This is a genomic window from Micromonospora sp. WMMD1274 (genome assembly GCF_049179035.1).
GTDB classification, from domain to species: domain Bacteria; phylum Actinomycetota; class Actinomycetes; order Mycobacteriales; family Micromonosporaceae; genus Micromonospora; species Micromonospora tulbaghiae.
In genome coordinates, this window is record NZ_JBMHMG010000001.1 from 1,719,318 (window position 1) to 1,740,565 (window position 21,248).

A 21,248-nucleotide genomic window follows, 5' to 3' on the forward strand; every position below is an offset into this window, starting at 1 on the left:
CGGTGCGGGTCCGACGTGGCTCCGCTGACCGCGTCGCGGCGGCACGCCGGGCAGCGGTGGGTGTGCGTCAACACCGGCGCGTGCCGCCGCCGCGTGCACCGCCGAGACATCAGAAGGAGGCGACAACGGTGACCACGACGACCGTCATCGGGATCGACGCCGCGCTGGCGGCCACCGGTGTGGCCGTGTGGCGGCGCAGCCAGACCGGACCCGGCCGGTTCTACCTCGACACCATCCGCACCAGCCCGGACACGACACCACGGCCGGCCCGGTGGGGGCAGATCACCGCGCCGATCTGGCCGTGCATCACCACCAACAGCCTCGCGGTCGTGGAGGCCGTGTTCCAGGGCGCGAAGGGCGACACGGCGCTGCGGCTGGCCGAGCTGCACGGCGTCATCCTCGACGGCCTTTACCGCCGCGGTGTGCCTTACGTGGTGGTCCATGACAAGCAGCTGAAGAAGTACGCAACCAACTCGGGCGCGGCCGACAAGGACCTCATGCTGGCTACGGCCCGCAGTCAGCTCGGTCACGCCGCGTTCCCCGCCGACCACGACCAGGCCGACGCGTTGTGGCTGCTGGCCATGGGCCTGCACCAGTACGGCCAGCAGCTGCTGTCCGGCCCCGTCCCGCGCTGGCGAACCAAGGTGCTGGCCGACATCGGCTGGCCGCCCGGCTTCCACCTGCACCCCGAGACCAACACGGCGAGGGAGGGCCCGGCGTGATCACCAAGCTGTTCACCTTCGGCTACGGGCAGACATGCCCGTTCACCGGCCGGAAGCTCGACGACCGCTACGCGACGATCACCGCCGCCACGGAGGCGGAGTGCACCGCCCTGATGGTGCACCTGTTCGGCGCGGGGTGGGCATTCCCGTACGACACCCCGGAGGCGGCCGGCGTCGACCGGTTCGGCCTCACCGAGCATCTGCGGCTGACTGTCGGGCCGGCCGCTGACGCGCCGAGGGAGGTGCCATGACCGACACGACGCCGGAAGACGTCACCGGATGGGTAGCCCAGATGGACCAGCAGACCGCGATGGTGCGGGACCTGGCTGCCCGGGTGCGCCGGCACTGGACCGACGGCAGCGGCTGCCCGCTGCCGCGATGCCCCAGCGCTTCCCTGACCGTCCTGCTGGAGATGGCGCCTGCGGACAACGTGCGGGCCCTGCTGCTGACCGCGCTGGTGCTGCTGGCCGACGGTCCCTCCACCGACCAGCCCTCGACGGGAATGACGCCTGCCGAGCGGGCCGTGGTCGACGCGGCCAAGACCTGGCGCTGGTCTGGTGACACCGCCGGCGGGCACCAGCAGGCCGAAGGTGCGCTCATGGCCGCCGTCGACGCCCTGCCAGGCCGCCCCGACCACGGGCCGCGCGCGTTGCCGCACGGCTACGTACCCGACGCCTGCGGCGGCCACTGCGACAACCGCCCATGCCCGGCCGGGCAGCTCCACGACCGGTGCAGCCCGGCGTGCCAGCCGCCGGCGGCCCCTGACACCTCACCGGAGGCGAACCCATGTTGATGATCGGCGGTCCCCGCCACGGCGGCGACATCCCCGTTGACGACGCGACGCGCTCCTACGTGGACATCGTCAGCGCCACCACGTACCACCGGCGCCGTTTCGTGCGGGTGTTCCCGCACCCGGTCACCGGCCAGCCCGCCCACGCCTTCGCACAGGAACTGCTGGTGCACGAGTCGGTGCCCGACCACGTGCACGCGCAGATGGGCGTTGCCGACCTGCTCATCGCCCGCTGGTTCCGGGAGCAAGGCACCGAAGTGCCCCTCGACCAGGCCCCCGGCCTGGCCCCTTCACCGCAGGAAGGACCCGCCTCATGACGGCTGTCACGATCTCCGGCACGTTCAGCAAGGACGAGCGGCCTAACAACGGTCTGGAGCGCATCGCCGACGACCTGATCCGCAACCAGCTCGGACGCCACGTGGTGGTCGGCATCGTGCAGTTCGCCGGCGCGACGATCCCCGGCCCCGGGGAGCCGCTGTCGCCGCGGGTGAAGTTCCTGGCGATCGAACCGCTGTCCGACGACGCGGCCGACCAGGGCCGGCAGATGCTCGACCAGGCCCGCAAGCTGGTCAACCTCGGGCCGGTCGCGGAGACCCTGTTCGACGCGGTCGCCGACGTCGACGACCGGCCCGACGTCGAGCCGGGCCCCCCGGCCGCTGGCGGGAACCTGCCCGGCGCGGACGAGCCCACGATCCCGGGCACCGGCCCGGATGACGGGCCGGTGTCGGAGCGGCGCCGCGACGAGTGGCTGGACGGCCCGAAGTGAGCCCGGCGGACATCCTCACCGGCGCCGCGACGCTGATCGAGGCCCGCGGCAAGTGCGCGCGGGAGTACCGCGACGACGACGGCCGGTTGTGCACGGTCGGCGCGATGCGGGAGGTCGCGTTCGGCAACGCGCTGACCGCGCCGACCCACTACGGGGTCGACGCGGCGACGCGGGAGCACTACCTGACCGCGCACCAGGCCATGCAGAACGGCATCGGTGACCGGTCGGTGACCAACTGGAGCGACGACCAGCCGGCCGAGGTGGTGGTGGCCGCGCTGCGCACGGCCGCCGTCGGCCTGTCCACGGCGGGGGCCCGGTCGTGAACGGGTTCACCGTCGCGTGGGTCGCCGTGGCTGCCGCCGTGGTGGTCATCGAGACGGTGGCGCTGCTGAACACCCGCCGCGGTGACACCCTGTCGGAACACGTGTGGGCGTGGCTGGGGGTGCGGCGCCCGCAGGACGGTCGGCGGCCGGTGGTCATCTCTCAGGACGACGGCGGCCCCGCCCTGGTGGTGCCTCCGCTGAAGGTCACGCCGAGGTGGACGCTGCGGCTGGCCCGCACGGTCGTGCTGTGCGGCGGGGTGTGGCTGATCGCCCACTTCCTGACCGGCGGATGGCTGTGATGGCCACGCCCGAGCTGGCCACCGTGCTGGTGCTGTCCGGGGCCGCCGGCGTGGCCACCCGCACCGACCTGAGTCACGCCCCGGCCGAGTTCCACGCCCGGGTCATCGACGACTGGACGGTGCGGCCCGTCGACGGCCCGCCGGTGAACGTGGTGGTCGTGCGGCCACCATGCGGCCCGTACATGCTGACGATCAACCAGCTGTCCGACGGGGCACCGGACGGCGTGGTGTTCCTGCTGGTACAGGCGCTGGACGTCGCCACCGCGCAGCAGGCGCGGGAAGCGACCCGGCATCTGATGCGGGCCGTCGTGCACGGCACCCTGCCGGGCGTCCCGGCGGGTGACGACGACCAAGCCCACTGGCAGGCGTGCGCGGCCGTCGTGTCCCGCATCGTCGTGCGGGCGTGGCCGCCCGCCCAGCCGAGGGGACGGTGATGCCGGACCAGGAGACCCTGCCCGGAACGGGGCGCATCCCGTTCAACCCACTGGACCACGGCCTGTACCGGCATCTGGTCGACAGCGACGGGTTCATCGTGCACGGCGCCTGGCTGCGGGCGTGCGCGGCTGGCGAGTTCGTCGGCACGTGCCGGCAGTGCGGCGACTACCTGATCCCGGCGCGTCCGGATGAGGTCACCTCCCAGCGCATCGACTACGAGGCGGCGTGCCGCCGTCGGCAGACCCTCACGGTCGTCGACGGGGTGCGCCGCCTCGACGGTTGCGGCTGGCGTCTGATCGCGGTCGGTGGCCGCACCTTCGCGCGGTCATCGCGCTGGTCGGAAAGGAGAGGCAAGAGATGAGGGGTGGTGAGGACTACGGCGCCTCGGCGGGCGCCTGGCTGGACCTGGTGCGCCGGGCACGGTGGGGCAATCACCGGCTGAAGCTCGCCGCCCTGGTGGTCGGGTCGTACGCGGCAGCCGACGGCACGGACGTGCACTGCGGGGTGGCCAGGCTGGCGTTGGACGCGGAGATCGGCTACTCCACCGCCCGCAAATACCTGGCGGAGCTGCGCCGCATCGGGCTGATCGAGCTGGTCGCCCGGGTACGGCGACGCGGCCGCAGCGACGAGTACCGGCTGATCCTCGGCCCTGACGTCATAGAGCACCTGCAGGTGCCGGACCCGGACGCCTACCGCCGCGACGCCCGCGATGTCCGCACCGCCGCGCAACGCCCCCGTACGGCTACCTCATGCCGTAGCCGTACCGAGGCTGTGGATAACCCTGGGGACAACGCGGCTACGGCTACGCCTGGGGATAGCCGTACAGCCGCCAGCGGGGCTCGTCCTGTACCGCTATCCCAGGGCGAGCCGTACGACGAAAAGTACGGCTACGTAGAGGCCCCTGTACGGCTATCCCATGGGATAGCCCCCACCTCCCCTACTACACCTACCCGGTCAACTACGGACCTCCCATCACACATGACTGATGTTCGTACGGCCGTCACCGTTGCGCGCGCCCGCGAGGCCGTAGCTGTGGACGCTCCCGCCAGCGACAGCAGACCCGCCCCGCCGACGCTGCGAATCATCGCCGGCGACGGCCTCTCGCCCCACCCGAACACCGCCGCCCAGACCGCCCTGTGGCCTGCACCCGTCCGCACCCTGGAGGCGACCGTGAACGCCGAACAGGCCAAGGCCCACATCCGAGCGACCCTGCGCGGCCACCGCCGCGCCCCCCTGTCCCGCTACACCCGCACCAGCCCGCCGCCGGTCCCCCGCGCCGACGCGCCACCACCGGCCCCGCCCACCCGCGGCTACGGACTCTGCATCACCTGCCACCTGACCGGCCACCCCGGCGTCGTCGCCGCCGACCCCGTCAACGGCGACGCCTGCCCAACCCACCTCCACGAACGGAACGCCGCCTCATGACCGAGAAGCCGTACACCGATGCCGACGTCGACGACCTCCACGAGACGTTCGCCAAAGCGTGGACCCTGCACCTCGGCCAACACCCGGCGCCCGCGTGCCCCTCGGGCATGAACACCGAGGACTGTTGCGACCGGCACGGCCTGCGCGCCGCCCTGGACGCGCTGACCGCCGCGGGCCGGCTCGCCCCGCCTGACGACGCCCCTCGCCACATCATCGAGTTCCGGCCCGACGGGTGGACCCTGAAGCACCCGCTGAGCTGCCGCCTCGGCGACCTGTTCAGCTGCCCCGTCAACGAGGCCGCCGAAGACCTCGACGAGCCGCCAGCCGAACCCGGCCGGTACGCGGTGACCGTCGACAGCATCGACGGTCACCTGCGGGTAGGCGACCGCGTCGACCAGGCCGAGGGCTGACCGATGCTGACCGACGCCGAACACACCGCGATGGACCTCACCGCGCAGCTGTGGAACACCCTGTCCGCCATCGCCGACAACGGCCCCGCCCGCCCCGGCGACCTCGCCGAACTGGCCACACACATCCACGCCATCCAGCACGCGATCCTCGCCCAAGCCGCCGCCCGCGCCCACCCCGACCGGTACCGGCTCATGGGCGGACACCCCATGCAGGGCGTCCGGATCGCCGGACGGACCGTCCCGTGACGTGCGACGTGTGCGGCCTGCCCGACCCCTACAACGGCCAAGGCGACGGCATCGGGTCCTGCGACTGCCCCCGCTGCGACCACGGCTGCGGCGTCGCCCGCACCTCCTACCTGTGCAGCGGAGACGACGACCCCGACGCCGGCTGGCCCGACGACGACGAACCGTGGCCCGCCGACGTCGTGCCCCGCCTGGTCACCAGCGTGCAACCGTCCGAGAGGTACCTCTGAGCCGTGGACACATCACCGGCCGCGCCGTCGCCGGCCCCCGACCACCAGCCGCTGCGCATTCTGTTCCGCCAGGGCTACCGCCTCGCCGCGCCCACCAGCCCCGTGCCCTGGCTGCGCCGCTGCGCCGGCTGCGGCCGGACCGGCACCCCGGTCGAGGGCCGCCGCATGCCACCCGCCGCCCCGCACTGGCCCGAACCCGAGCCGTGCAACGTCTGCCCCACCTGTTCGGCCGCCACGCCCGGCCCGCACGTCGTCGCCCTGTACCTCGCCCTCACCGCCCACGACGCCTACCGGCTGACGCTGCTGCACGGCGACCGCGCCCACCAGTACGAGGTGTCCGGCCAGCTCGCCCGCGACCCCAGCCACGACCGGCGCGGCCTGGTCGACGCCTGGCGTTGCACCGAACGCCACCTGCTGCGCAGCCTCGCCCCCCGCTGCGCCCATCCCGGCGGATGCACCGAACCCGCCCGCTACCGCTACGAGCTGACCATGCCCGTCCCGTGGGCCGGCACCTGGCTGATGCCCGGCCACACCATCACGCTGTGCGGACACCACGGCGCCGAGCTGTACCAGCACATCCTCACCAGCGCTGATCCCATCCTCGGGCCCTACGCCACCACACCCGTGCACCAAGCCTGCCCACGCCAACCCCTGCCCTGGACGCGGGTATGACCAGCGGACGCAGCGGCACCGGCGCCCGCCCCTACCGACGCAACCGCGCCGCCATCCTCGCCAACTCCGACCTGTGCCACCTGTGCAACCACCACGGCGCCCGCACAGTCGACCACATCATCACCGCCCGAGACTGGCCACGCGGACCCGACGGCCGCCACCTCCCCGGCCTCGACCACCCCGACAACCTCGCCCCCGCCCACGGCACCCTCGGCAACCAGGCGCTAAACCCCTGCCCGCAGGGCTGCGGCCTGTGCAACCAACGCCGAGGCACCCAACCCCTCCCCACCCTCAACCGCCGCCCCTGGTAACCCACCGTCACAACCCACACCCACGGACGCATAACCATGCAGCACCAACACCGCACCCCCGACCAGCACCAACGTCCCCACCCGAACGATCAAGGCGCTGAACTGCGGAAACTACAGGAGTTTTTCATGACCAGAACAGCGGAAACGCGCCGGCGCTTCCGTGTTTTCTCTCTCCCGCCGGAAATCCATGCACCGTTACGTATGGGCGAACACCGGGCAGTCACGCTCAGTGGTGGGGCGGGCGGATGACCGGCCGGAAGCGGCAGGCCGAGCCCAAACCGGGGCCGGTCGAGACGGCGGTGCGCGCCGACCTGGCCCGGCTCGGCAAGCTCGACCAGGGAGTGCGCGGCACGCTGGAGCAGATGGCGCTGAAGCTGGCACAGGCGTTCGACTCGTACACGGGGGCGGATCCGACAAAGCTGGCCCGCCTGAACCAGGAACTACGGCAGACCCTCGCGGCGATGGTGGGAGACGGCGATGACGGCGACCCTGACGGAGCTGACCTGCCCACCCCTGCATGGGACCCCCCGCAGTCCGGAGCGGCCGACGTTGGGCGGGCAGCTGGCGGCGGTGGCGGCGCGGCTGGGAAAGCCGCTGATGCCGCACCAGCGGCACATCGCCGACGTGGCGCTGGAGCTGGACCCGGAAACCGGGCTGCTGGCGTACAGCGAGGTCGTGGTGATCGGCCCGCGTCAGGCGACCGGGAAGACGGAACTGCTGCTGCCGGTGATGACGCACCGGTGCGTCGGGTTCGGCGATCCGCTGACGCGGTGGATTCGCCAGCACCTCGGCCACGTCGTTCCCGAACCCGGCCCGCAGACGGTGGTGTACACGGCGCAGACGGCGGATGACGCCCGCAAGAAGTGGCGGGATGTGCACGTGGCGCGGCTGGAGAAGTCGGCCTACGGCAAGCAGTTCACGGCTCGGCTGCGGCAGAACGCGGAGGCGATGATCTGGCGTAACGGGTCGCGGTGGTCGCCGGCGTCGACGACGGGCAAGACCGGCGGTACCGGTGACACGATCGATGTGCCGGTGATCGACGAGGCGTGGTCGCGGCCGGACTCGCGTACCGAGCTGGGTATGCGGCCGGCGTCGATGACCCGGCCGTGGCGGCAGATGTGGGTGATGTCGATGATCCCGGGCCTGTCCCGGGCGCTGCCCGGCACGTGGCCGTACCTGGCGCACAAGCGGCAGGTGGGCCGGGCGCGGGTCGCCGCCGGCATGAGCAGCGGGACGGCGTTCTTCGACTTCTCGGCCGCGCCGGGCCTGGACCCGGGTGACCCGCAGACGTGGTGGTCGTGCATGCCCGGCCTCGGCCACACGGTGCCGGAGAAGGCGATCCGCGAGGACTTCGAGGCGATGGACCTGGTGGACTTCTGCGCCGAGTACCTGGGATGGGAGCCGATGGTGACGACACCGAAGTGGCGGCTGATCCGCAAGGAGACGTGGGAGAACCTGCACGATCCGGCCTCGACGGTGCACGGCCAGCCCGCCCTGGCGGTGGAGATGGCCCGGGACCGATCCCGCGGGGTGATCGGGGTCGCGGGCCGCCGCACCGACCGGCACTGGCATGTGGCGATCGCCGAGCCCGGCTACCAGGTCGCCGCGGGTGTGACCGGTGTGGAGTGGATGATGCCGCGGCTTCTGGAGCTGATCGACGAGGCCGACGCGGTCGCGGTGGTCATCGACCCGCGGCGGCCGGCGAATTCGCTGATCGCGCCGCTGCGCAACCGAGGTGTGACGGTGCTGACCCCGAACCAGCAGGATGTCGCCGCAGCGTGTGGCCGGTTCTACGACGCGACCGGCGAAGACGCTGATGCGTCGGATGACGCACCTGCCGACCCGACCCGGCTGTTCCACCTGGGGCAGGCGCCGGTGGCGCGGGCGTTGGGCGCCGCGGTGAAACTCGACGTCGGTGAGGGCGCGTTCACGATCGTCAAGCGGGGTTCCGGTGACGAGCTGATCGACCTGTACGCGGTGATCCTGGCGATGCACGGGCATGAGGTGATGGACCCCGGCGACTACGACATCGCCGACTCTGTTGATCAGACGGTGCCGTGCCTGGTGTGCGGTCGGCAGCTGTACTGCAACAATGGCCAGTGGGTGCACTGCGACGACGACAGCGGGCAGTGCTGAACAGGAAGACGTGTGGCGGTGTGCGTGACGCAGTGACGGCGGCCCTGGACGTGGCCGGCCTGCTGGCTTTGGCCACCGGGTCGTTCTACGCCGCGAAGCCGCATGTCGGGCTGGTGGCCTTCGGTGTGGCCGGGGTGGTGATCCTCGCAGGCTCGGCGTTCTTCCAGTGGCAGGCCCGCCGCTGATGGGCCTGCTGTTCCCCGCCCGCAAACGGGTCGCCACGGTCACCGGGCCGGTGATCCCGCCGCGCGGCGGCGGCCCCGGCGTCGACCCGGCGTCCATCAACGACGACAAGGCGTTGCGGCACTCGGCGGTGTGGGCGTGCCGCCGGCTACGCGCCAACCTCATCTCGACGCTACCGGTCGACGTGTTCCGCCGCGTCGACGGCTACCAGGTGCAGCTGCCGAAACCGCCGGTGCTGGTGGAGCCAGGCGGCAAGCGGTGGCGGTGGATTCCGTGGGTGCACGCCTCGCAGTGGGAGCTGGACGGGTCGGGTAACGCGATCGGGCTGATCACCGAGGTCAACGCGTTGGGCCTGCCGTCGCGCATTGACCTGTACCCGTCATCGGCGTGTTCGGTGCGCAAGCCGAAGGGCTCCACCGAGTACAAGTACCGCATCGACGGCAAGGAGTACGACGCCGACAAGGTGTGGCACGAGGTGCAGTACCCGGTGGCCGGGCTGCCGGTCGGCCTGTCGCCGATCGCGCACGCCGCCTGGTCGATCTCCGAGGGCCTGTCGATGCAGCAGTTCGCGCTGGACTGGTTCGGCGGCGCCGGGGTGCCGAAGGCACGGCTGAAGCACACCCAACGCAAGATCGACCCCAAAGAGGCTGGGATCATGAAGGACCGGCACAACGCGGCGATCCGCAACGGTGACCTGTTCGTGCACGGCGTCGACTGGGAGTACGACTTCATGCAGGCCGAGGCGGCCGGCAACGAGTTCATCGACGGCCGCCGCATCAACGTGCCGGACATCGCCCGCTACTTCGACTGCCCCGTGGACCTGATCGAGGCGGCCGTGTCCGCGCCGGGGTCGCTGCGGTACGAGACGACCGTTACCCGCAACCTCCAGTTCCTGATCATGGCGTTGGGGCCGGCGATCATCCGCCGGGAGGACGCCTGGTCCGCCGGCCTGCTGCCCCGCCCCCGCTACGTGAAGCTGAACGCCGACGCGCTGCTGCGCATGGACCCGCAGACCCAGGCGCGGGTCATCGACATGCGGATTAAGAACCGCACCCTGACCGTGACCCGGGCGCGGGAGCTGTACAACGAGAAGCCGCTGACCAGCGCGGAGATCGCCGAGTTCGAGACCCTGTTCGGTCCGCCGCGCAGCCAGCCCGTGGTGCCGCCCGCCGGCGGGTCGCAGGGCCGCAGCGCCGAGCCGGTCAACCCGCTGTCCGCGGTGCCGTACGACAACTCGGCGGCGTGGGCCGCCACTGCCGCCGCCTACGGGGAGGGCACGCTGTGACCAGCATTCACACCCGCCGCCTGGAGACGATGGTCGCGCGGACCACCGCCCGGTTCCTGGAACTGGCCGCGCAGCAGAACCTGGCCGTCGCGGACCTGCCGCAGGCGCGTCTGCCGTGGTTCGAGGTCCGCAACACCGACGGCAGCGGCCGACCCGGCCAGCCGCCCACCGTGCTGATCTTCGACGAGATCGGCGGCAGCCTCGGCGTGAAGGCCAAGGAGTTCGTGCAGACGATCGAGGCGATCGAGGCCCCGACGATCCGGGTTCGGATCAACTCCCCCGGCGGCAGCGTGTTCGACGCCCTGGCGATCCACTCGGCGCTGCTGCACCACCAGGCCCGCATCGAGGTGTACGTGGACGGCCTGGCCGCGTCGGCGGCGTCGGTCATCGCGATGGCCGGCGACGACCTAATCATGATGCCCGGCGCGCAGCTGATGATCCACGACGCATCGGCGGTGGAGCAGGGCAACGCCGAGGAACACCGGCAGATGTCGGTGTTCCTCGACCGCCAGTCCGACAACCTCGCCGACCTGTACGCCCGCCGCGGCGGCGGCGACCCGGCCGAGTGGCGGGACCTGATGCGCGCCGAGACGTGGATGTTCGCCCGGGAGGCCGTGGAATCCGGTCTCGCCGACCGGGTGGAGACGGTCGAGATCGACGAGACCGAGGAACCCGAGCTGCGGCGGCGGATGCGCCGCAGCTTCGACCTCGGCGGCTACCGGTACGCCGGCCGGGACGCCGCGCCCGCCCCGGCCCGCCGGCACGCCGCCCCGGCGTCTGCCCCAGCCCGCGAGGTCCGCGCGCCTGCCCGCACCAGCCCGCGCCCGCCATCGGTCGACCAGTACCGGGACGCGGCCAGCCGCCGAGCCGCCTCCGGCCGGGACCGCAGCCGGCCGCCGGCCGGGCAGGCCCGGTCGGTGTCGACCGCGTGGATGAGCCGCGCCGTCGCCGGCAGTCGGGAGCTGGCGCCGCTGCCGCCGCGGCTGTCGGCGCAGCGGGTCGAACGCGACGGCAAGATGTTCTACCGCGTCGGCGGCCACTACACGGTCCACGAGCGCGGCTACGAGATGTGGGACGAGAACGGCCCGTACGTGGAGATCGTGTCCGCTGGCGCCGGCGATAAGACGATCGCCGCCCGCCCCGATGTGATCTTCCTGGTCAACCATCGGGGCCTGGCGATGGCCCGCACGGTGGCCGGGACGCTGGAGCTGTGGTCCGATCGGGTCGGTGACGGGAACACGGCGTGGCTGAACCCGCAGCGTCAGGACGTCATGGACCTGGTCCACGGCATCGAGGACAGCACGATCACCGAGCAGTCGTTCGCGTTCATGATCGAGGCCGGGCACTGGAACGCCGACTTCACCGAGTACCGCATCGACGTCTACGACCTGGACCGCGGCGACACCAGCGCCGTAAACTACGGCGCGAACCCGAACACCTCCATCGCAGCCCGCTCCGCCCGGGAGATTCTGGACGAGCTGGACCGGCTACCGGCCGGTGCCGCCCGCGCCGCGATGGACCGACTGACGCACCGGGTCGACCTGGCGCAGAGGCGAGATCAGCCCGCCGCCCCCGCCGCCCCGGACCTGCCGCAGCACGCTGGCCGCTCCGTCACCCAGGTAGATGCCTGGCTGGCCACGATCGGCGTCGACCTGTAGCCGCACCTCGCAGCACACACAACTGCATCCCACCCTCCGCAGAGCAGATGACCGCGCGGGAACGCTGACGCGCGAGCCGGAGATTCGAGCCGCCACGGCGCATCGGGATCCCTGATCCTTCTGCCCGAGAGGCCCGGTCCATGACGACCACCTTCGACGATCTGATCATCTCCGCGGAGGCGGAGCAGTCCCAGGCGATCCGCCGCCGTGAGAAGGCCCTGGCGACGGTCAAGTACATCCACGGCAAGGCCAAGCAGGAGGCCCGCGCCCGTCTCACCGATGACGAAGACGCCGAGGTCGCCGCGGCGATGGAAACCCACGCGCTGGCCGAGAAGGACGTGGCCGGCGCGCAGCACAAGATCGCGCAGCTGACGGCGGCGAAGGCCGCCGAGGAGCGCCACGACCAGGCGATGCTGGAGCGCCGGGAGGACCCGGCGACGGTACCTGCCCGCAAGGCCGCCTACGACCAGGTGGCGCGGGTCGGCCGTGAGGAACGCACCTACCACCGGGGCAACTGCCGCAAGGGCGCCGAGTTCCTGCGCGACGTGGTGGCGGCGCAGATCAACCGCGACATGGACGCGGAGCTGCGGCTGTCCCGGCACATGCAGGAGGAAAAGGTCGAGCGTGGCCAGTACCTGGAGCGCGCGGTCGGCACCGGCGGGTTCGCTGGCCTGGTGGTGCCGCAGTACCTGACCGAGATGTACGCGCCGGCGGTTGCCGCGCGGCGGCCGTTCGCCGACGCGATGACGAAGCTGCCGCTGCCGCCGAAGGGCATGACGGTCAACATCTCCCGGATCACCACTCCGACCGGTGTCGGTAACCAGGCGTCGGAGAACACGCCGGTGACCAGCACCCCGGAGATCGACGACACGCTGCTGACCATTCCGGTGCAGACGGCGGCCGGTTCGCAGACCCTGTCGCGGCAGGCCGTCGACCGTGGCCTGGGTGTCGAGGACGTGACGATGTCGGACATGCAGCGCCGGTACGCCACCAACCTGGACTCGACGGTCGTCAACCAGGTTCCTGGCGGACTGTCGAACATCGCGCAGCTGATCACGACGGATGACGCCGCGCCGACCGGCGAGAAGCTGTACCCGAAGATCCTCCAGGGTGCATCGCAGTCAGAGGCGGCTCTGCTGGGGCAGGCCACCCCGGACGTGGTGGTCATGCACTCCCGCCGCTGGTACTGGTTCCAGTCGCAGATGGTGGCGAAGTGGCCGCTGATCGGGCAGCCCGGCATCCCCGCGCAGAACGGCGGCGTGAACTACGCCGAGCGGTACGGCTCCGGGTTCCGCGGTCTGCTGCCCAACGGCATGGCCGTGATCACCGACAACAACATCTCCACGACCGTCGGGGCCACCACCCAGGACGAGATGTTCGTGGTGCCGACCGAGGAGTCCTACCTGTGGGAGGACCCGGACGCGCCGCAGTTCATCCGCGCCGACCAGGCCAAGCAGCTGTCGATCGACCTGGTCCTGTACGGCTACTACGCGTACACGATGGGCCGCTACGCCAACAGCCACCAGCGGCTGTCGGGTACCGCGCTCGTCACGCCGGTCTTCGGGTAAGGAGGCCCGGCGCATGGCGCGGTCGGACATCGTCCACGAATTCAAGGGCAACCTCAGTGGAGGCAACTACGCCAGCCCGTGGATCGACACCGCCGAGGTCCAGGCGGTCACCGCGATGTGGACCGACTTCGGGGGCCTCGCCAACACGGGCGAGATCCAGCACTCGGTCGACGGCTCGACCGCGATGCGATCGGCCACCGTTGCGGTCGGCCAGGAAGTCGTGTTGCCGGCGAGGTACTTCCGGTTCCGGCTGTCCACCAGCGGATCCGGTGCCGATCCGTTCCATCTGAGTATGCGGCGGGTCCGCTGATGGCGACGCTGCCGGCGAACGCGTCGGGTCGCACCCCCGAGGTGGTGCCGTTGTCGGTCGCGCAGGCCGGCAACGGCGTGTCGACGAACGTGGCCGACCGTGGGCCGTCCCACAAGGGCGGCGTCGTGCAGATCCGCACGGCGGTGGGCGGCACCCCGACGTGCACCTACCAGATCGAGGTGTCGGCCGACGGGGTGGCCTGGTCTCCCGCGACGTGGGCGGACCTGGCCACCCCGGCCGTCACCTCGACAGGCACGTTCGTGATCACCACGGCCACGACCGTGCAGAAGATCGTCAAGCAGCCGACGCCGTGGCGGTACGTGCGGGTGACCTACTCGGCCAACACGAACGTCACCAACACCACGGATCTGCTCTACGACGACACCCAGACCCCGCCGTGGTCCTGATCGAGGGAGCAGCACATGACGAAGGACAACGACGCAGCCCGCGGGGCACACGCCGACAACACGCCGTCGTGGGCCACCGGACCGACTGACGTGCCGGCGCCCGGCATGGACCCTGACTCGCGGCTGCGGGACCTGAAGGCGCAGCTCGCCCGCGCTGAGTCGACCGGTGACACCGCCGCCGCGGCGACCGCGCGCAAGGAGATCGAGAAGGTGCAGAAGCAGGCGCCGCGGCAGAGCGCCGCGCAGGCCCGCCGGGAGGCGGCGCAGGGCGACCCGAACGCCCGGACGCAGGCCCCGCAGGGCCGCACGCCCGCCCCGCCGAAGCCGCCGACCGGCGGGACCGGCGCGGGCGGCAAGGCCACCACGTCCGGCAGCTCGGGCACCGCCGGAACCGGCTCGGCCAGCTCGGCCGGCGCGGGCAGCGCGGGCGCGGCGGGCGCGAAGCCCGCCGCCAGCGGCGACAAGCCCGCGGGCAAGGACAAGTAGCCGGTGGGGCTGATCCGGGTGCAACGAGGCGTGCCAGCGCAGCTGATGCGCACGTTCTACGTGGGCGAGACACCCACCGATGTCACCGGCGACGTCACGGTCACCGTGACGCGGCTGGACGGCACGGCGGTCGTGTCCGGCGCCGCCTCGCACCCAGGCCCCGCCGGCCAGTACACGTTCGCGGTACCGGCGCAGACCCGGCTGGACGCCCTGGTCGTGGACTGGTCGGGCAGCCTCGGCCGCTACCGGGACCTGCTGGAGGTCGTCGGCGGGTTCTTCTTCGACCTCGCCGAGGCGCGCACGGAGCACGGCCTGTCGCAGGCGCAGCATCCCACCGAGAAGCTGATCCGCAAGCGGCTGGAGGTCGAGGTCGAGTGCGAGCGGATCTGCGGCCAGGCGTTCGTGCCCCGCTTCGAGCGGACCACGGTTCGTGGTGACGGCCGCGCCGCGCTGCTGCTGCCCCGGGTGCAGGTACGGGCGCTGCGCGCCGTGACCGTGGCCGGCGCGGTGTGGAGCCCCGCCGACGTCGCCGCGGTGCAGGTCGACCCGTCGGGGGTGCTGCACCATCCCGTCTGCTGGCCGACCGGTCCGCTGATCGTCGAGTACGAGCACGGCATGGACATGCCGCCGGAAGACCTGCGCACCGCGGCGATGCTGCGGCTGCGGTCCCGGGTGCACCTGACCACCTCCGGTGTCCCGGACCGGGCGATCAGCTGGTCGGCGGCCGACGGCGGCACCTACCGCATCGCGCTGCCCTCCGGTGAGCGCACCGGCATCCCCGAGGTCGACGCCGCCTACGAGGGCAACACCATCGACATGGGGGGCTTCGCGTGAGCACCAACGTGTACGCGGCGAAGAAAGCCCTGTTCGACGGTCTGACCGCGCTGACCGCGCCGGCCCGGCCGCTGGAGGGCATCCAGGTCGCGTACGCGTTCCCCGGTGACGTCGGCCTGGAGTGCGTGTACGGCGGCGGGGTGCGGTTCGTGCACGACGACGAGACGGCGGAGCGGTGGGTGGTCACCGGTGAGGTGGCGCTGATCTCGGTGTACATCCGGGTGAACCGCAAGGAGCCGCGCGCGGTCGCCGCCGCTGATGACCGCTGCGCGGTGATCTTCGGTCAGATCGTGTCGGTGCTGCGGGTCTACCCGTCGTTGGGCGGCGGGATGACCGTCACCGGTGTCACGCAGGGTCAGGGCGACTACGACCAGCCGCAGGACGAGACGGTCAGCATTCTCGGCGTGCAGGTGCGCGTCGAGTCGCAGATCACCTACGGCGGTGGGTGATGGCCGACGAGGTGCGGATCGTCGTGCACGAGCGGGCGATCCGGGAGTACGCGGCCAGCGGTGACGTGGCGGAGCTGCTGATGGAGGCCGGGGAGCCGGTCGAGGGCTACGCGAAGGCCGGCGCCCCGAAACGCAGCGGTGAGGGAGCCGGGTCGATCCGGCGGGAGCCGGTGCTCGACGGGTTCACGCAGACGGTGCGGATTTCTTGGGACCGCGCCCACTACTACCTGTATTTCCACGACCGCGGCACGGAGCATCTGCCGGCGCGGCCGTTCATGGTGCCCGCCCTGGAGGCGGCGATCGGAGGGATCTCATGACATTCCCGGGTATCGAGCATGACCCGCAGGCCCCGCAGGTCAACCCGGACATGCTGGCGGTCGAGGAGCGGCGCCGGGAGCGGGAGGCCGAGTACGGGGTGTGGGTGGCCGTGCAGGACATCCCGTGGGGCACGGTGCTGGCCGCCACCCCGGGGATGCGGGTGCCGGTGTCCACAGTCGAGCGGCTGAAGTGGGACGAGCTGGGTCTGGTCGCCAAGCGCGACAGCAAGGCCGGGCGGGAGGTGCTGGAGCGCACCGGCACCGCGACCACTGAGGAGCTACAGCGGTGGGCCGCGCAGGACAGGGCCGCCGCCGACAAGGCCGCCGACAAGGCCGCCGACAAGCCCGCGGGCAAGACGGCCCGCGCGACCACCACGACCACGGAAGGGGCTCGCTGATGCCTCTGTCGCAGGCCACTCCGCTGCTGCTGCGCGAACCCGGGTTCCTGTTCCACGCGCTGCTGGCCTCCACCGAGCCGCTGCACGCCGCCGCCGGCTCCAGCTACGACGCCGACCCATGGCCGGTGGCGTGGATCCCGTGGGGCCCGACCCAGGAGGGATCGGTGTTCTCCCACTCGACGAACGTCGAGCCGATCCGGGTCGCCGAGCTGTTCGAGGCGGTCGCGTACTCGGTCACCGAGGTGACGACCACCTTGGCGTTCGCGGTCACCAACTACACGCTGCACAACCTGCGGCGCACGATGAACGCGCCGTCGTCGCTGGTGACCACCGTGTCCGGCACCGCCGCGACCCTGTCGTCCAAGCTGGAGCCGCCGGACCCGGAGCAGATCGTCCGGTCGATGATCGGCTGGGAGTCGCTGGACCACACGATGCGGCTGGTGGGCCGGCAGTGCCTCAACGGCGGTGAGGTGCAGTCCACGTTCGGTCGCGGCGCCGCGGCCGGGATCGCCACGGTGTGGAACTTCGAGCGGCCCGCCGCGGGTAAGGCGTTCGCGTTCTACGGCGCCGGCGTCGGCCGGCTGGGGTCCTGAGCCGTGGGCCGCAACATCGGCACCCTCGGCCGCACCCGCGAGCCCCTGGATCTGGAGTTCGGCTACTTCGGGGCGACGATCCGGGTGCACCCGCAGGCCACCGACGCGGTGGAGATGGAGTTCCTGCGCGTCGGCGGCGACGTCGACATGAAGGAACTGGAGGGCGTCGACCTCGCCAAGGTCGACGCGCTGCCCCGCGACAAGCAGGTGAAGCTGCTGCGGGCGATGGGCCGGCGGGTCGAGGCCGCGCACACCGCGCTGATGACGTCGCTGCGGGCGCTGATCCACCCCGACGACTACGACATGTACTGGCGGCTGGGGATGGAACACGGCCAGCAGATCCGCGACCGGATGGCCGACGTGCGGGCGATCACCACGGCGGTGGTGGAGGCGACCACGGATTTTCCTACTGGCCGGCTGTCCGGCTCGCCGGCTGGGCCCGCGACAACGCCGCCCGGATCCGGGGACGACTCGCCCTCGCCGGCCCCGCCGGCGACCATGGGGCCGGCGTCGGACCTGGAGATGTCGCTGGCGTTGGAGAGGGGCCGGCCGGACCTTCAGGAGTTCTTCGTGATGGAGGCCGAGGCGCGGGAGGCCGAGGCGCGGCAGCGGCGGGACCGGGAGCAGCGGGACCAGCAGAAGCTGGCGGCGGCCGGGCTGGTCTGAGCCTGGCCGACGTGCTGGCGGTGGCGTACGTGCTGCGGCTGGAGGACCTGGCCCGGGACGTGCACGCCCACACCGTCGGCGCCGTCATCGCGCAGGCCCTCGGCGCGCAGCAGGTCGCCGGTGACCGCGCCGACTGGGGCGAGGCGAAGGCCCGGTTCGACGCGGCGTTGGCCGCCCCGCCGGCCGGTGAGGGCCCGCGAGACGACAGCGCGCGGGGCATCAAGCTCCGCGCGCTCGGCGTGGCGTGACAGAGGGGAGGTGACGGGGAGTGGGCAGGGGTAAGAAGCTTTCCGACGCCTACCTGGAGTTGCGCGCCGACGACTCGAAGCTGTCGCCGGACGTCAAGGTCAAGGCGACGAAGGTCGGCAAGGAGTTCGGTGCGCAGCTCAACCGCGCGCTGAAGGCCCTCGACATCGATCCGGTCGACATGAAGGCCGACCCTCGTTCGGCGATCACGGCGATCGAGACCACCCGGGAGCGGCTACGCGCGTTGTCCCGCGACGCGGACAGCGTCGAGATGCGGGTGAAGACCGAACGGGCCCTCAGCCAGCTGGAGCGGGTCCGTAAACAGCTCGGCGACGTCGACGACAAGCCGGTGGAGCCGAAGGTCGATGCGTCGCCGGCGCAGCGGCAGATCGGGCAGCTGAGCCGGCAGCTGGCCGCGCTGGGCATCGATCCGCCGATCGCGTTGGACGCCGACCCGAAAGACGCGCTCGCCGACATCGCGCGGGTGGAATCCGAGCTGCGCCGGCTGTCCGCCGAGGGCACGACGGTGCGGGTGCGCGTCGACGCCGAGTCCACCCGCACGGTGGTGGAGCGGCTGCGTAAGCAGATCGGCGACGACGGCGGTGAGGGTGCCGCGCAGAGCTTCGCGGCCCGGTTCGTGGCCCGGCTCGGGCCGGTGGTCGCCGAGGGTCCGGGCCTGGCCATCGCCGGCGGCATCATCGGCCTGGCCCTGGCCCCGACGGTTTCGTCGCTGGTCGCCGCCGCGATGATCGGCGGCGCCGGTGCGGGCGGGATCATCGGCGGGGCGGTGCTGGCCTCCCGGGACGCACGGGTGCAGGCGGCCGGGAAGTCGCTGGGGGCATACCTGCTCGGCGACCTGGAGGCGCGGGCGGCGAGCTTCACCCCGGCGATGCTGTCCAGCATCACCCGTATCCGGGCCGCCTGGTCGGATCTGGGACCGGACCTGGACCGGATCTTCGCCAGTTCCCGGTTCATGGACCCGCTGGTCGACGGGGCGTTGTCCGGGGGCCGGAAGCTGATCGGCGGGCTGGCCGACGCGGTCGAGGAAGCCGACCCTGTCGTGCTTGCGTTCGGCCGTACGTTCGACCAGGTGGGCCAGTCCGCCGGTGAGGCGTTCACCACGCTGTCCGACGACGCCGACGAAGCCGCCTCCGCCGTCGACGACCTGTCCCTGACCATCGACCATCTGATCACCACCATGGCGGGCATCCTGCACGCCGGCGCCGTGGTCCAGGGCTGGACCAACGAGCTCGACATGGCGATCGACAAGGGCCGCTACTGGATCGAGGACAACAGCTACCTGGCCGAGTCGCTGCGCAAGGTGGGCGTCGAACTGGACCTGACCGCCGACGGTTTCAAGAAGGGCAGCAAGGAAGCCGAGGCGATGCGCCGGGCCAGCATCGGCACCGCCACCGCGGCCGACTTTGTGATCCTCAAGACCGCCGGGATGACCGACGCGCAGATCGCCGCCGCCGACGCCTCCGGCACCTACCGGTCGAAGATCGACGAGGTCAACCAGGCGCTGGGCATCTCCGGGGACACGATCAGCGCGACCGAGGACGACGTCAAGGCCCTCCAGGGCGAGCTGGACGCGACCGGGGTGCGGATGGAGAACTTCGGGCAGATCGGCACGGCCGCGTTCGACTCGCTGCTGCTGAGCACCGGCGCGGTGTCCGGGGCCATGCTGCGGCAGCAGACCATCGCCGACCAGCTGCGGCACACCTACGACGAGATGTACGGCACGGTCATCGCGCAGACGGAGGCCAACGAGGCATACCAGGCGTCGTGGGACGACCTGACGACCACGGTGAAGAACAACGCCGACCAGATCGGCCGGAACAAGAACAACCTCGACCTGCACACGAAGGCCGGCCGCGACAACCGGGACTCGTTGCAGGCGCTGCTGACCAAGTCCAACGAGATGTACTTCGCGGACATCGCCGCTGGTATGGCCGTCGACGAGGCCCGCAAGAAGCACGAGAAACGCACCGACGCGATCCGCACCGAGGCCGGGCAGCTGAAGCTGAACAAGGCCGAAACGGAGAAGCTGATCGGCACCTACGGCAACATCCCGCCGAAGAAGACCACCAACCTGCTGCTCGACGGCGTGGACCGGATCGTCGGTCTGCTGACCGACCTGTACATCTTCCAGCGGTCGCTGGCCGAGGGCATCACCCTCGGCCAGGCGAAAGCGGCGGTGACCGGCACATACGGGGTTGACCCGAGGCTGCTGAAGCGCACAGGCGGTGAGATCACCGGGCAGGGCCTGCGGGGCGTCGACTCCGAGGTGATCGTCGCCGCGCCGGGCGAGTACATGCAGCCGGTGCCGGCAGTGGACTACTACGGTGTCGCCGCGATGGACGCGATCCGGCACCGCCGGATCCCCCGCGAGGCGCTGCGGGGCTTCCGCACCGGCGGGCTGGTCGGCGCGCCGTGGAGCACCCGGCTGCGCTACGAGACCGACGTGCGGGGCACGCGCGTCCCGTCGCGGGAGGAAGTCGCCAGCAAGGTCATTCCCGCGTTCGGGGCGTGGCCATCGTCGCCGGCCGCGCAGCGCGGCGACTCCGGGGTGTGGCGGCGCATCATGGCCCTGGTCCGCGGCTCGGGTATCCCGTACACGTTCGGCAACGCGTACCGGCCCGGTGATCCGCTGTGGCACGGCTCCGGCCGGGCCGTCGACTTCATGGGCTACAACCAGGACCGGCTGGCCCGCCTGTTCCTGGGCATGCAGTCACGGGTGCTGGAGCTGATCCACCGCACCGACCGCGGCGACTACGCGATCTCCCGCGGCCGGCGGGTGTCGATGCCCACGCAGCTGCCGCTGCACCGCAACCACCTGCACGTCGCGATGGACGAGGGCGGCTACCTGATGCCCGGCTGGAACCCGCCCATCTACAACGGCACCGGCCGGCCCGAGCCGGTGACCACCGCCGCGTCCATGGACGCGGTGGTGGCCCGCCTGGACCGGCTGGTCGACGCGGTCGTGCAGCGGCTGCTGCCCGCGGTGCAGGGCATCGGGCCGGGGGTCGGGGTGGCGCTGGCCGGCGCCACCGACGCGGCGTTCGATCAGGCGAGGCTGCGGTGAG

General features: G+C 71.7%; 31 protein-coding genes. All 31 read left to right on the top strand.

What is annotated here, in order from left to right:
• The first annotated feature begins 128 nt into the window (after positions 1–128).
• Entirely contained in the window at positions 129–722 is a 594-nt protein-coding gene (locus ACN27D_RS07665) for a crossover junction endodeoxyribonuclease RuvC (RefSeq protein ID WP_358174902.1), read from the top strand.
• Positions 719–973, top strand: a complete 255-nt coding sequence (locus ACN27D_RS07670) for a hypothetical protein (protein WP_358174899.1) — start codon at positions 719–721, stop codon at positions 971–973. The genes ACN27D_RS07665 and ACN27D_RS07670 overlap by 4 nt, the downstream gene beginning before the upstream one ends.
• The gene (locus ACN27D_RS07675) at positions 970–1,515 is read left to right on the top strand and encodes a hypothetical protein (protein WP_358174896.1); all 546 of its coding nucleotides are present in this window, start codon (positions 970–972) and stop codon (positions 1,513–1,515) included. The genes ACN27D_RS07670 and ACN27D_RS07675 overlap by 4 nt, the downstream gene beginning before the upstream one ends.
• Positions 1,509–1,829, top strand: a complete 321-nt coding sequence (locus ACN27D_RS07680; protein WP_358174893.1) for a hypothetical protein — start codon at positions 1,509–1,511, stop codon at positions 1,827–1,829. The genes ACN27D_RS07675 and ACN27D_RS07680 overlap by 7 nt, the downstream gene beginning before the upstream one ends.
• Positions 1,826–2,278 (top strand): hypothetical protein, encoded by a 453-nt coding sequence (locus tag ACN27D_RS07685; RefSeq protein ID WP_120573431.1) that lies wholly within the window; start codon positions 1,826–1,828, stop codon positions 2,276–2,278. The genes ACN27D_RS07680 and ACN27D_RS07685 overlap by 4 nt, the downstream gene beginning before the upstream one ends.
• Positions 2,275–2,601 (top strand): DUF6197 family protein, encoded by a 327-nt coding sequence (locus tag ACN27D_RS07690; RefSeq protein ID WP_358174890.1) that lies wholly within the window; start codon positions 2,275–2,277, stop codon positions 2,599–2,601. Before ACN27D_RS07685 ends, ACN27D_RS07690 begins: the two co-directional genes overlap by 4 nt.
• On the top strand, positions 2,598–2,900 hold the full coding sequence (locus ACN27D_RS07695) for a hypothetical protein (RefSeq protein WP_358174887.1): 303 nt from the start codon (positions 2,598–2,600) through the stop codon (positions 2,898–2,900). Before ACN27D_RS07690 ends, ACN27D_RS07695 begins: the two co-directional genes overlap by 4 nt.
• Entirely contained in the window at positions 2,900–3,334 is a 435-nt protein-coding gene (locus tag ACN27D_RS07700; protein WP_120573428.1) for a hypothetical protein, read from the top strand. Before ACN27D_RS07695 ends, ACN27D_RS07700 begins: the two co-directional genes overlap by 1 nt.
• On the top strand, positions 3,334–3,696 hold the full coding sequence (locus ACN27D_RS07705; protein ID WP_358174884.1) for a hypothetical protein: 363 nt from the start codon (positions 3,334–3,336) through the stop codon (positions 3,694–3,696). The genes ACN27D_RS07700 and ACN27D_RS07705 overlap by 1 nt, the downstream gene beginning before the upstream one ends.
• Positions 3,693–4,760 (top strand): hypothetical protein, encoded by a 1,068-nt coding sequence (locus ACN27D_RS07710; protein ID WP_358174881.1) that lies wholly within the window; start codon positions 3,693–3,695, stop codon positions 4,758–4,760. Before ACN27D_RS07705 ends, ACN27D_RS07710 begins: the two co-directional genes overlap by 4 nt.
• The gene (locus tag ACN27D_RS07715) at positions 4,757–5,170 is read left to right on the top strand and encodes a DUF6085 family protein (protein WP_120573425.1); all 414 of its coding nucleotides are present in this window, start codon (positions 4,757–4,759) and stop codon (positions 5,168–5,170) included. Before ACN27D_RS07710 ends, ACN27D_RS07715 begins: the two co-directional genes overlap by 4 nt.
• 3 nt (positions 5,171–5,173) lie before the next feature.
• Positions 5,174–5,416, top strand: coding sequence for a hypothetical protein (locus ACN27D_RS07720; RefSeq protein ID WP_162959327.1), 243 nt, complete (start codon positions 5,174–5,176; stop codon positions 5,414–5,416).
• Positions 5,413–5,643, top strand: a complete 231-nt coding sequence (locus tag ACN27D_RS07725) for a hypothetical protein (RefSeq protein WP_358174876.1) — start codon at positions 5,413–5,415, stop codon at positions 5,641–5,643. Before ACN27D_RS07720 ends, ACN27D_RS07725 begins: the two co-directional genes overlap by 4 nt.
• 3 nt (positions 5,644–5,646) lie before the next feature.
• Entirely contained in the window at positions 5,647–6,315 is a 669-nt protein-coding gene (locus ACN27D_RS07730; RefSeq protein WP_358174873.1) for a hypothetical protein, read from the top strand.
• Positions 6,312–6,626, top strand: a complete 315-nt coding sequence (locus ACN27D_RS07735; protein WP_358174870.1) for a hypothetical protein — start codon at positions 6,312–6,314, stop codon at positions 6,624–6,626. The genes ACN27D_RS07730 and ACN27D_RS07735 overlap by 4 nt, the downstream gene beginning before the upstream one ends.
• Before the next feature lie 477 nt (positions 6,627–7,103).
• On the top strand, positions 7,104–8,762 hold the full coding sequence (locus tag ACN27D_RS07740; RefSeq protein ID WP_358174867.1) for a hypothetical protein: 1,659 nt from the start codon (positions 7,104–7,106) through the stop codon (positions 8,760–8,762).
• 20 nt (positions 8,763–8,782) lie between these two features.
• The gene (locus tag ACN27D_RS07745; RefSeq protein ID WP_187691929.1) at positions 8,783–8,947 is read left to right on the top strand and encodes a hypothetical protein; all 165 of its coding nucleotides are present in this window, start codon (positions 8,783–8,785) and stop codon (positions 8,945–8,947) included.
• Entirely contained in the window at positions 8,929–10,230 is a 1,302-nt protein-coding gene (locus tag ACN27D_RS07750; RefSeq protein ID WP_358174864.1) for a phage portal protein, read from the top strand. The genes ACN27D_RS07745 and ACN27D_RS07750 overlap by 19 nt, the downstream gene beginning before the upstream one ends.
• The gene (locus ACN27D_RS07755; RefSeq protein WP_358174861.1) at positions 10,227–11,888 is read left to right on the top strand and encodes a head maturation protease, ClpP-related; all 1,662 of its coding nucleotides are present in this window, start codon (positions 10,227–10,229) and stop codon (positions 11,886–11,888) included. Before ACN27D_RS07750 ends, ACN27D_RS07755 begins: the two co-directional genes overlap by 4 nt.
• 140 nt (positions 11,889–12,028) lie before the next feature.
• Positions 12,029–13,456 (top strand): hypothetical protein, encoded by a 1,428-nt coding sequence (locus ACN27D_RS07760; protein WP_358174858.1) that lies wholly within the window; start codon positions 12,029–12,031, stop codon positions 13,454–13,456.
• A gap of 13 nt (positions 13,457–13,469) precedes the next feature.
• A complete protein-coding gene (locus ACN27D_RS07765) occupies positions 13,470–13,766 on the top strand; it encodes a hypothetical protein (RefSeq protein WP_358174855.1) in 297 nt (98 codons plus the stop codon).
• Positions 13,766–14,173: a hypothetical protein gene (locus tag ACN27D_RS07770; RefSeq protein ID WP_358174852.1), complete on the top strand. Its 408-nt coding sequence runs from the start codon at positions 13,766–13,768 to the stop codon at positions 14,171–14,173. The genes ACN27D_RS07765 and ACN27D_RS07770 overlap by 1 nt, the downstream gene beginning before the upstream one ends.
• Positions 14,174–14,188: 15 nt before the next feature.
• Entirely contained in the window at positions 14,189–14,659 is a 471-nt protein-coding gene (locus tag ACN27D_RS07775; protein ID WP_358174849.1) for a hypothetical protein, read from the top strand.
• Positions 14,660–14,689: 30 nt separating this feature from the next.
• On the top strand, positions 14,690–15,493 hold the full coding sequence (locus tag ACN27D_RS07780) for a hypothetical protein (RefSeq protein WP_358174846.1): 804 nt from the start codon (positions 14,690–14,692) through the stop codon (positions 15,491–15,493).
• Positions 15,490–15,942, top strand: a complete 453-nt coding sequence (locus ACN27D_RS07785; RefSeq protein WP_358174843.1) for a hypothetical protein — start codon at positions 15,490–15,492, stop codon at positions 15,940–15,942. The genes ACN27D_RS07780 and ACN27D_RS07785 overlap by 4 nt, the downstream gene beginning before the upstream one ends.
• Positions 15,942–16,259 carry an HK97-gp10 family putative phage morphogenesis protein gene (locus tag ACN27D_RS07790; protein WP_358174840.1) on the top strand — a complete coding sequence of 106 codons (318 nt, stop codon included), beginning with the start codon at positions 15,942–15,944 and terminating at the stop codon, positions 16,257–16,259. The genes ACN27D_RS07785 and ACN27D_RS07790 overlap by 1 nt, the downstream gene beginning before the upstream one ends.
• Positions 16,256–16,657 carry a hypothetical protein gene (locus ACN27D_RS07795; protein WP_358174837.1) on the top strand — a complete coding sequence of 134 codons (402 nt, stop codon included), beginning with the start codon at positions 16,256–16,258 and terminating at the stop codon, positions 16,655–16,657. The genes ACN27D_RS07790 and ACN27D_RS07795 overlap by 4 nt, the downstream gene beginning before the upstream one ends.
• Entirely contained in the window at positions 16,657–17,250 is a 594-nt protein-coding gene (locus tag ACN27D_RS07800; protein WP_358174834.1) for a hypothetical protein, read from the top strand. Before ACN27D_RS07795 ends, ACN27D_RS07800 begins: the two co-directional genes overlap by 1 nt.
• Positions 17,251–17,253: 3 nt before the next feature.
• Positions 17,254–17,916, top strand: a complete 663-nt coding sequence (locus tag ACN27D_RS07805) for a hypothetical protein (RefSeq protein ID WP_358174831.1) — start codon at positions 17,254–17,256, stop codon at positions 17,914–17,916.
• 11 nt (positions 17,917–17,927) lie between these two features.
• Positions 17,928–18,164: a hypothetical protein gene (locus ACN27D_RS07810; RefSeq protein ID WP_358174828.1), complete on the top strand. Its 237-nt coding sequence runs from the start codon at positions 17,928–17,930 to the stop codon at positions 18,162–18,164.
• 20 nt (positions 18,165–18,184) lie between these two features.
• Positions 18,185–21,247 (top strand): hypothetical protein, encoded by a 3,063-nt coding sequence (locus ACN27D_RS07815; protein ID WP_358174825.1) that lies wholly within the window; start codon positions 18,185–18,187, stop codon positions 21,245–21,247.
• Position 21,248 lies beyond the last annotated feature (1 nt).

Coding starts and splice junctions, on each gene's coding strand:
- ACN27D_RS07675 (WP_358174896.1), top strand. CDS start 970: ATGACCGACACGACGCCGGAAGACGTCACCGGATGGGTAGCCCAGATG.
- ACN27D_RS07680 (WP_358174893.1), top strand. CDS start 1,509: ATGTTGATGATCGGCGGTCCCCGCCACGGCGGCGACATCCCCGTTGAC.
- ACN27D_RS07685 (WP_120573431.1), top strand. CDS start 1,826: ATGACGGCTGTCACGATCTCCGGCACGTTCAGCAAGGACGAGCGGCCT.
- ACN27D_RS07700 (WP_120573428.1), top strand. CDS start 2,900: ATGGCCACGCCCGAGCTGGCCACCGTGCTGGTGCTGTCCGGGGCCGCC.
- ACN27D_RS07705 (WP_358174884.1), top strand. CDS start 3,334: ATGCCGGACCAGGAGACCCTGCCCGGAACGGGGCGCATCCCGTTCAAC.
- ACN27D_RS07710 (WP_358174881.1), top strand. CDS start 3,693: ATGAGGGGTGGTGAGGACTACGGCGCCTCGGCGGGCGCCTGGCTGGAC.
- ACN27D_RS07715 (WP_120573425.1), top strand. CDS start 4,757: ATGACCGAGAAGCCGTACACCGATGCCGACGTCGACGACCTCCACGAG.
- ACN27D_RS07720 (WP_162959327.1), top strand. CDS start 5,174: ATGCTGACCGACGCCGAACACACCGCGATGGACCTCACCGCGCAGCTG.
- ACN27D_RS07735 (WP_358174870.1), top strand. CDS start 6,312: ATGACCAGCGGACGCAGCGGCACCGGCGCCCGCCCCTACCGACGCAAC.
- ACN27D_RS07740 (WP_358174867.1), top strand. CDS start 7,104: ATGACGGCGACCCTGACGGAGCTGACCTGCCCACCCCTGCATGGGACC.
- ACN27D_RS07760 (WP_358174858.1), top strand. CDS start 12,029: ATGACGACCACCTTCGACGATCTGATCATCTCCGCGGAGGCGGAGCAG.
- ACN27D_RS07765 (WP_358174855.1), top strand. CDS start 13,470: ATGGCGCGGTCGGACATCGTCCACGAATTCAAGGGCAACCTCAGTGGA.
- ACN27D_RS07770 (WP_358174852.1), top strand. CDS start 13,766: ATGGCGACGCTGCCGGCGAACGCGTCGGGTCGCACCCCCGAGGTGGTG.
- ACN27D_RS07775 (WP_358174849.1), top strand. CDS start 14,189: ATGACGAAGGACAACGACGCAGCCCGCGGGGCACACGCCGACAACACG.
- ACN27D_RS07790 (WP_358174840.1), top strand. CDS start 15,942: ATGGCCGACGAGGTGCGGATCGTCGTGCACGAGCGGGCGATCCGGGAG.
- ACN27D_RS07795 (WP_358174837.1), top strand. CDS start 16,256: ATGACATTCCCGGGTATCGAGCATGACCCGCAGGCCCCGCAGGTCAAC.
- ACN27D_RS07800 (WP_358174834.1), top strand. CDS start 16,657: ATGCCTCTGTCGCAGGCCACTCCGCTGCTGCTGCGCGAACCCGGGTTC.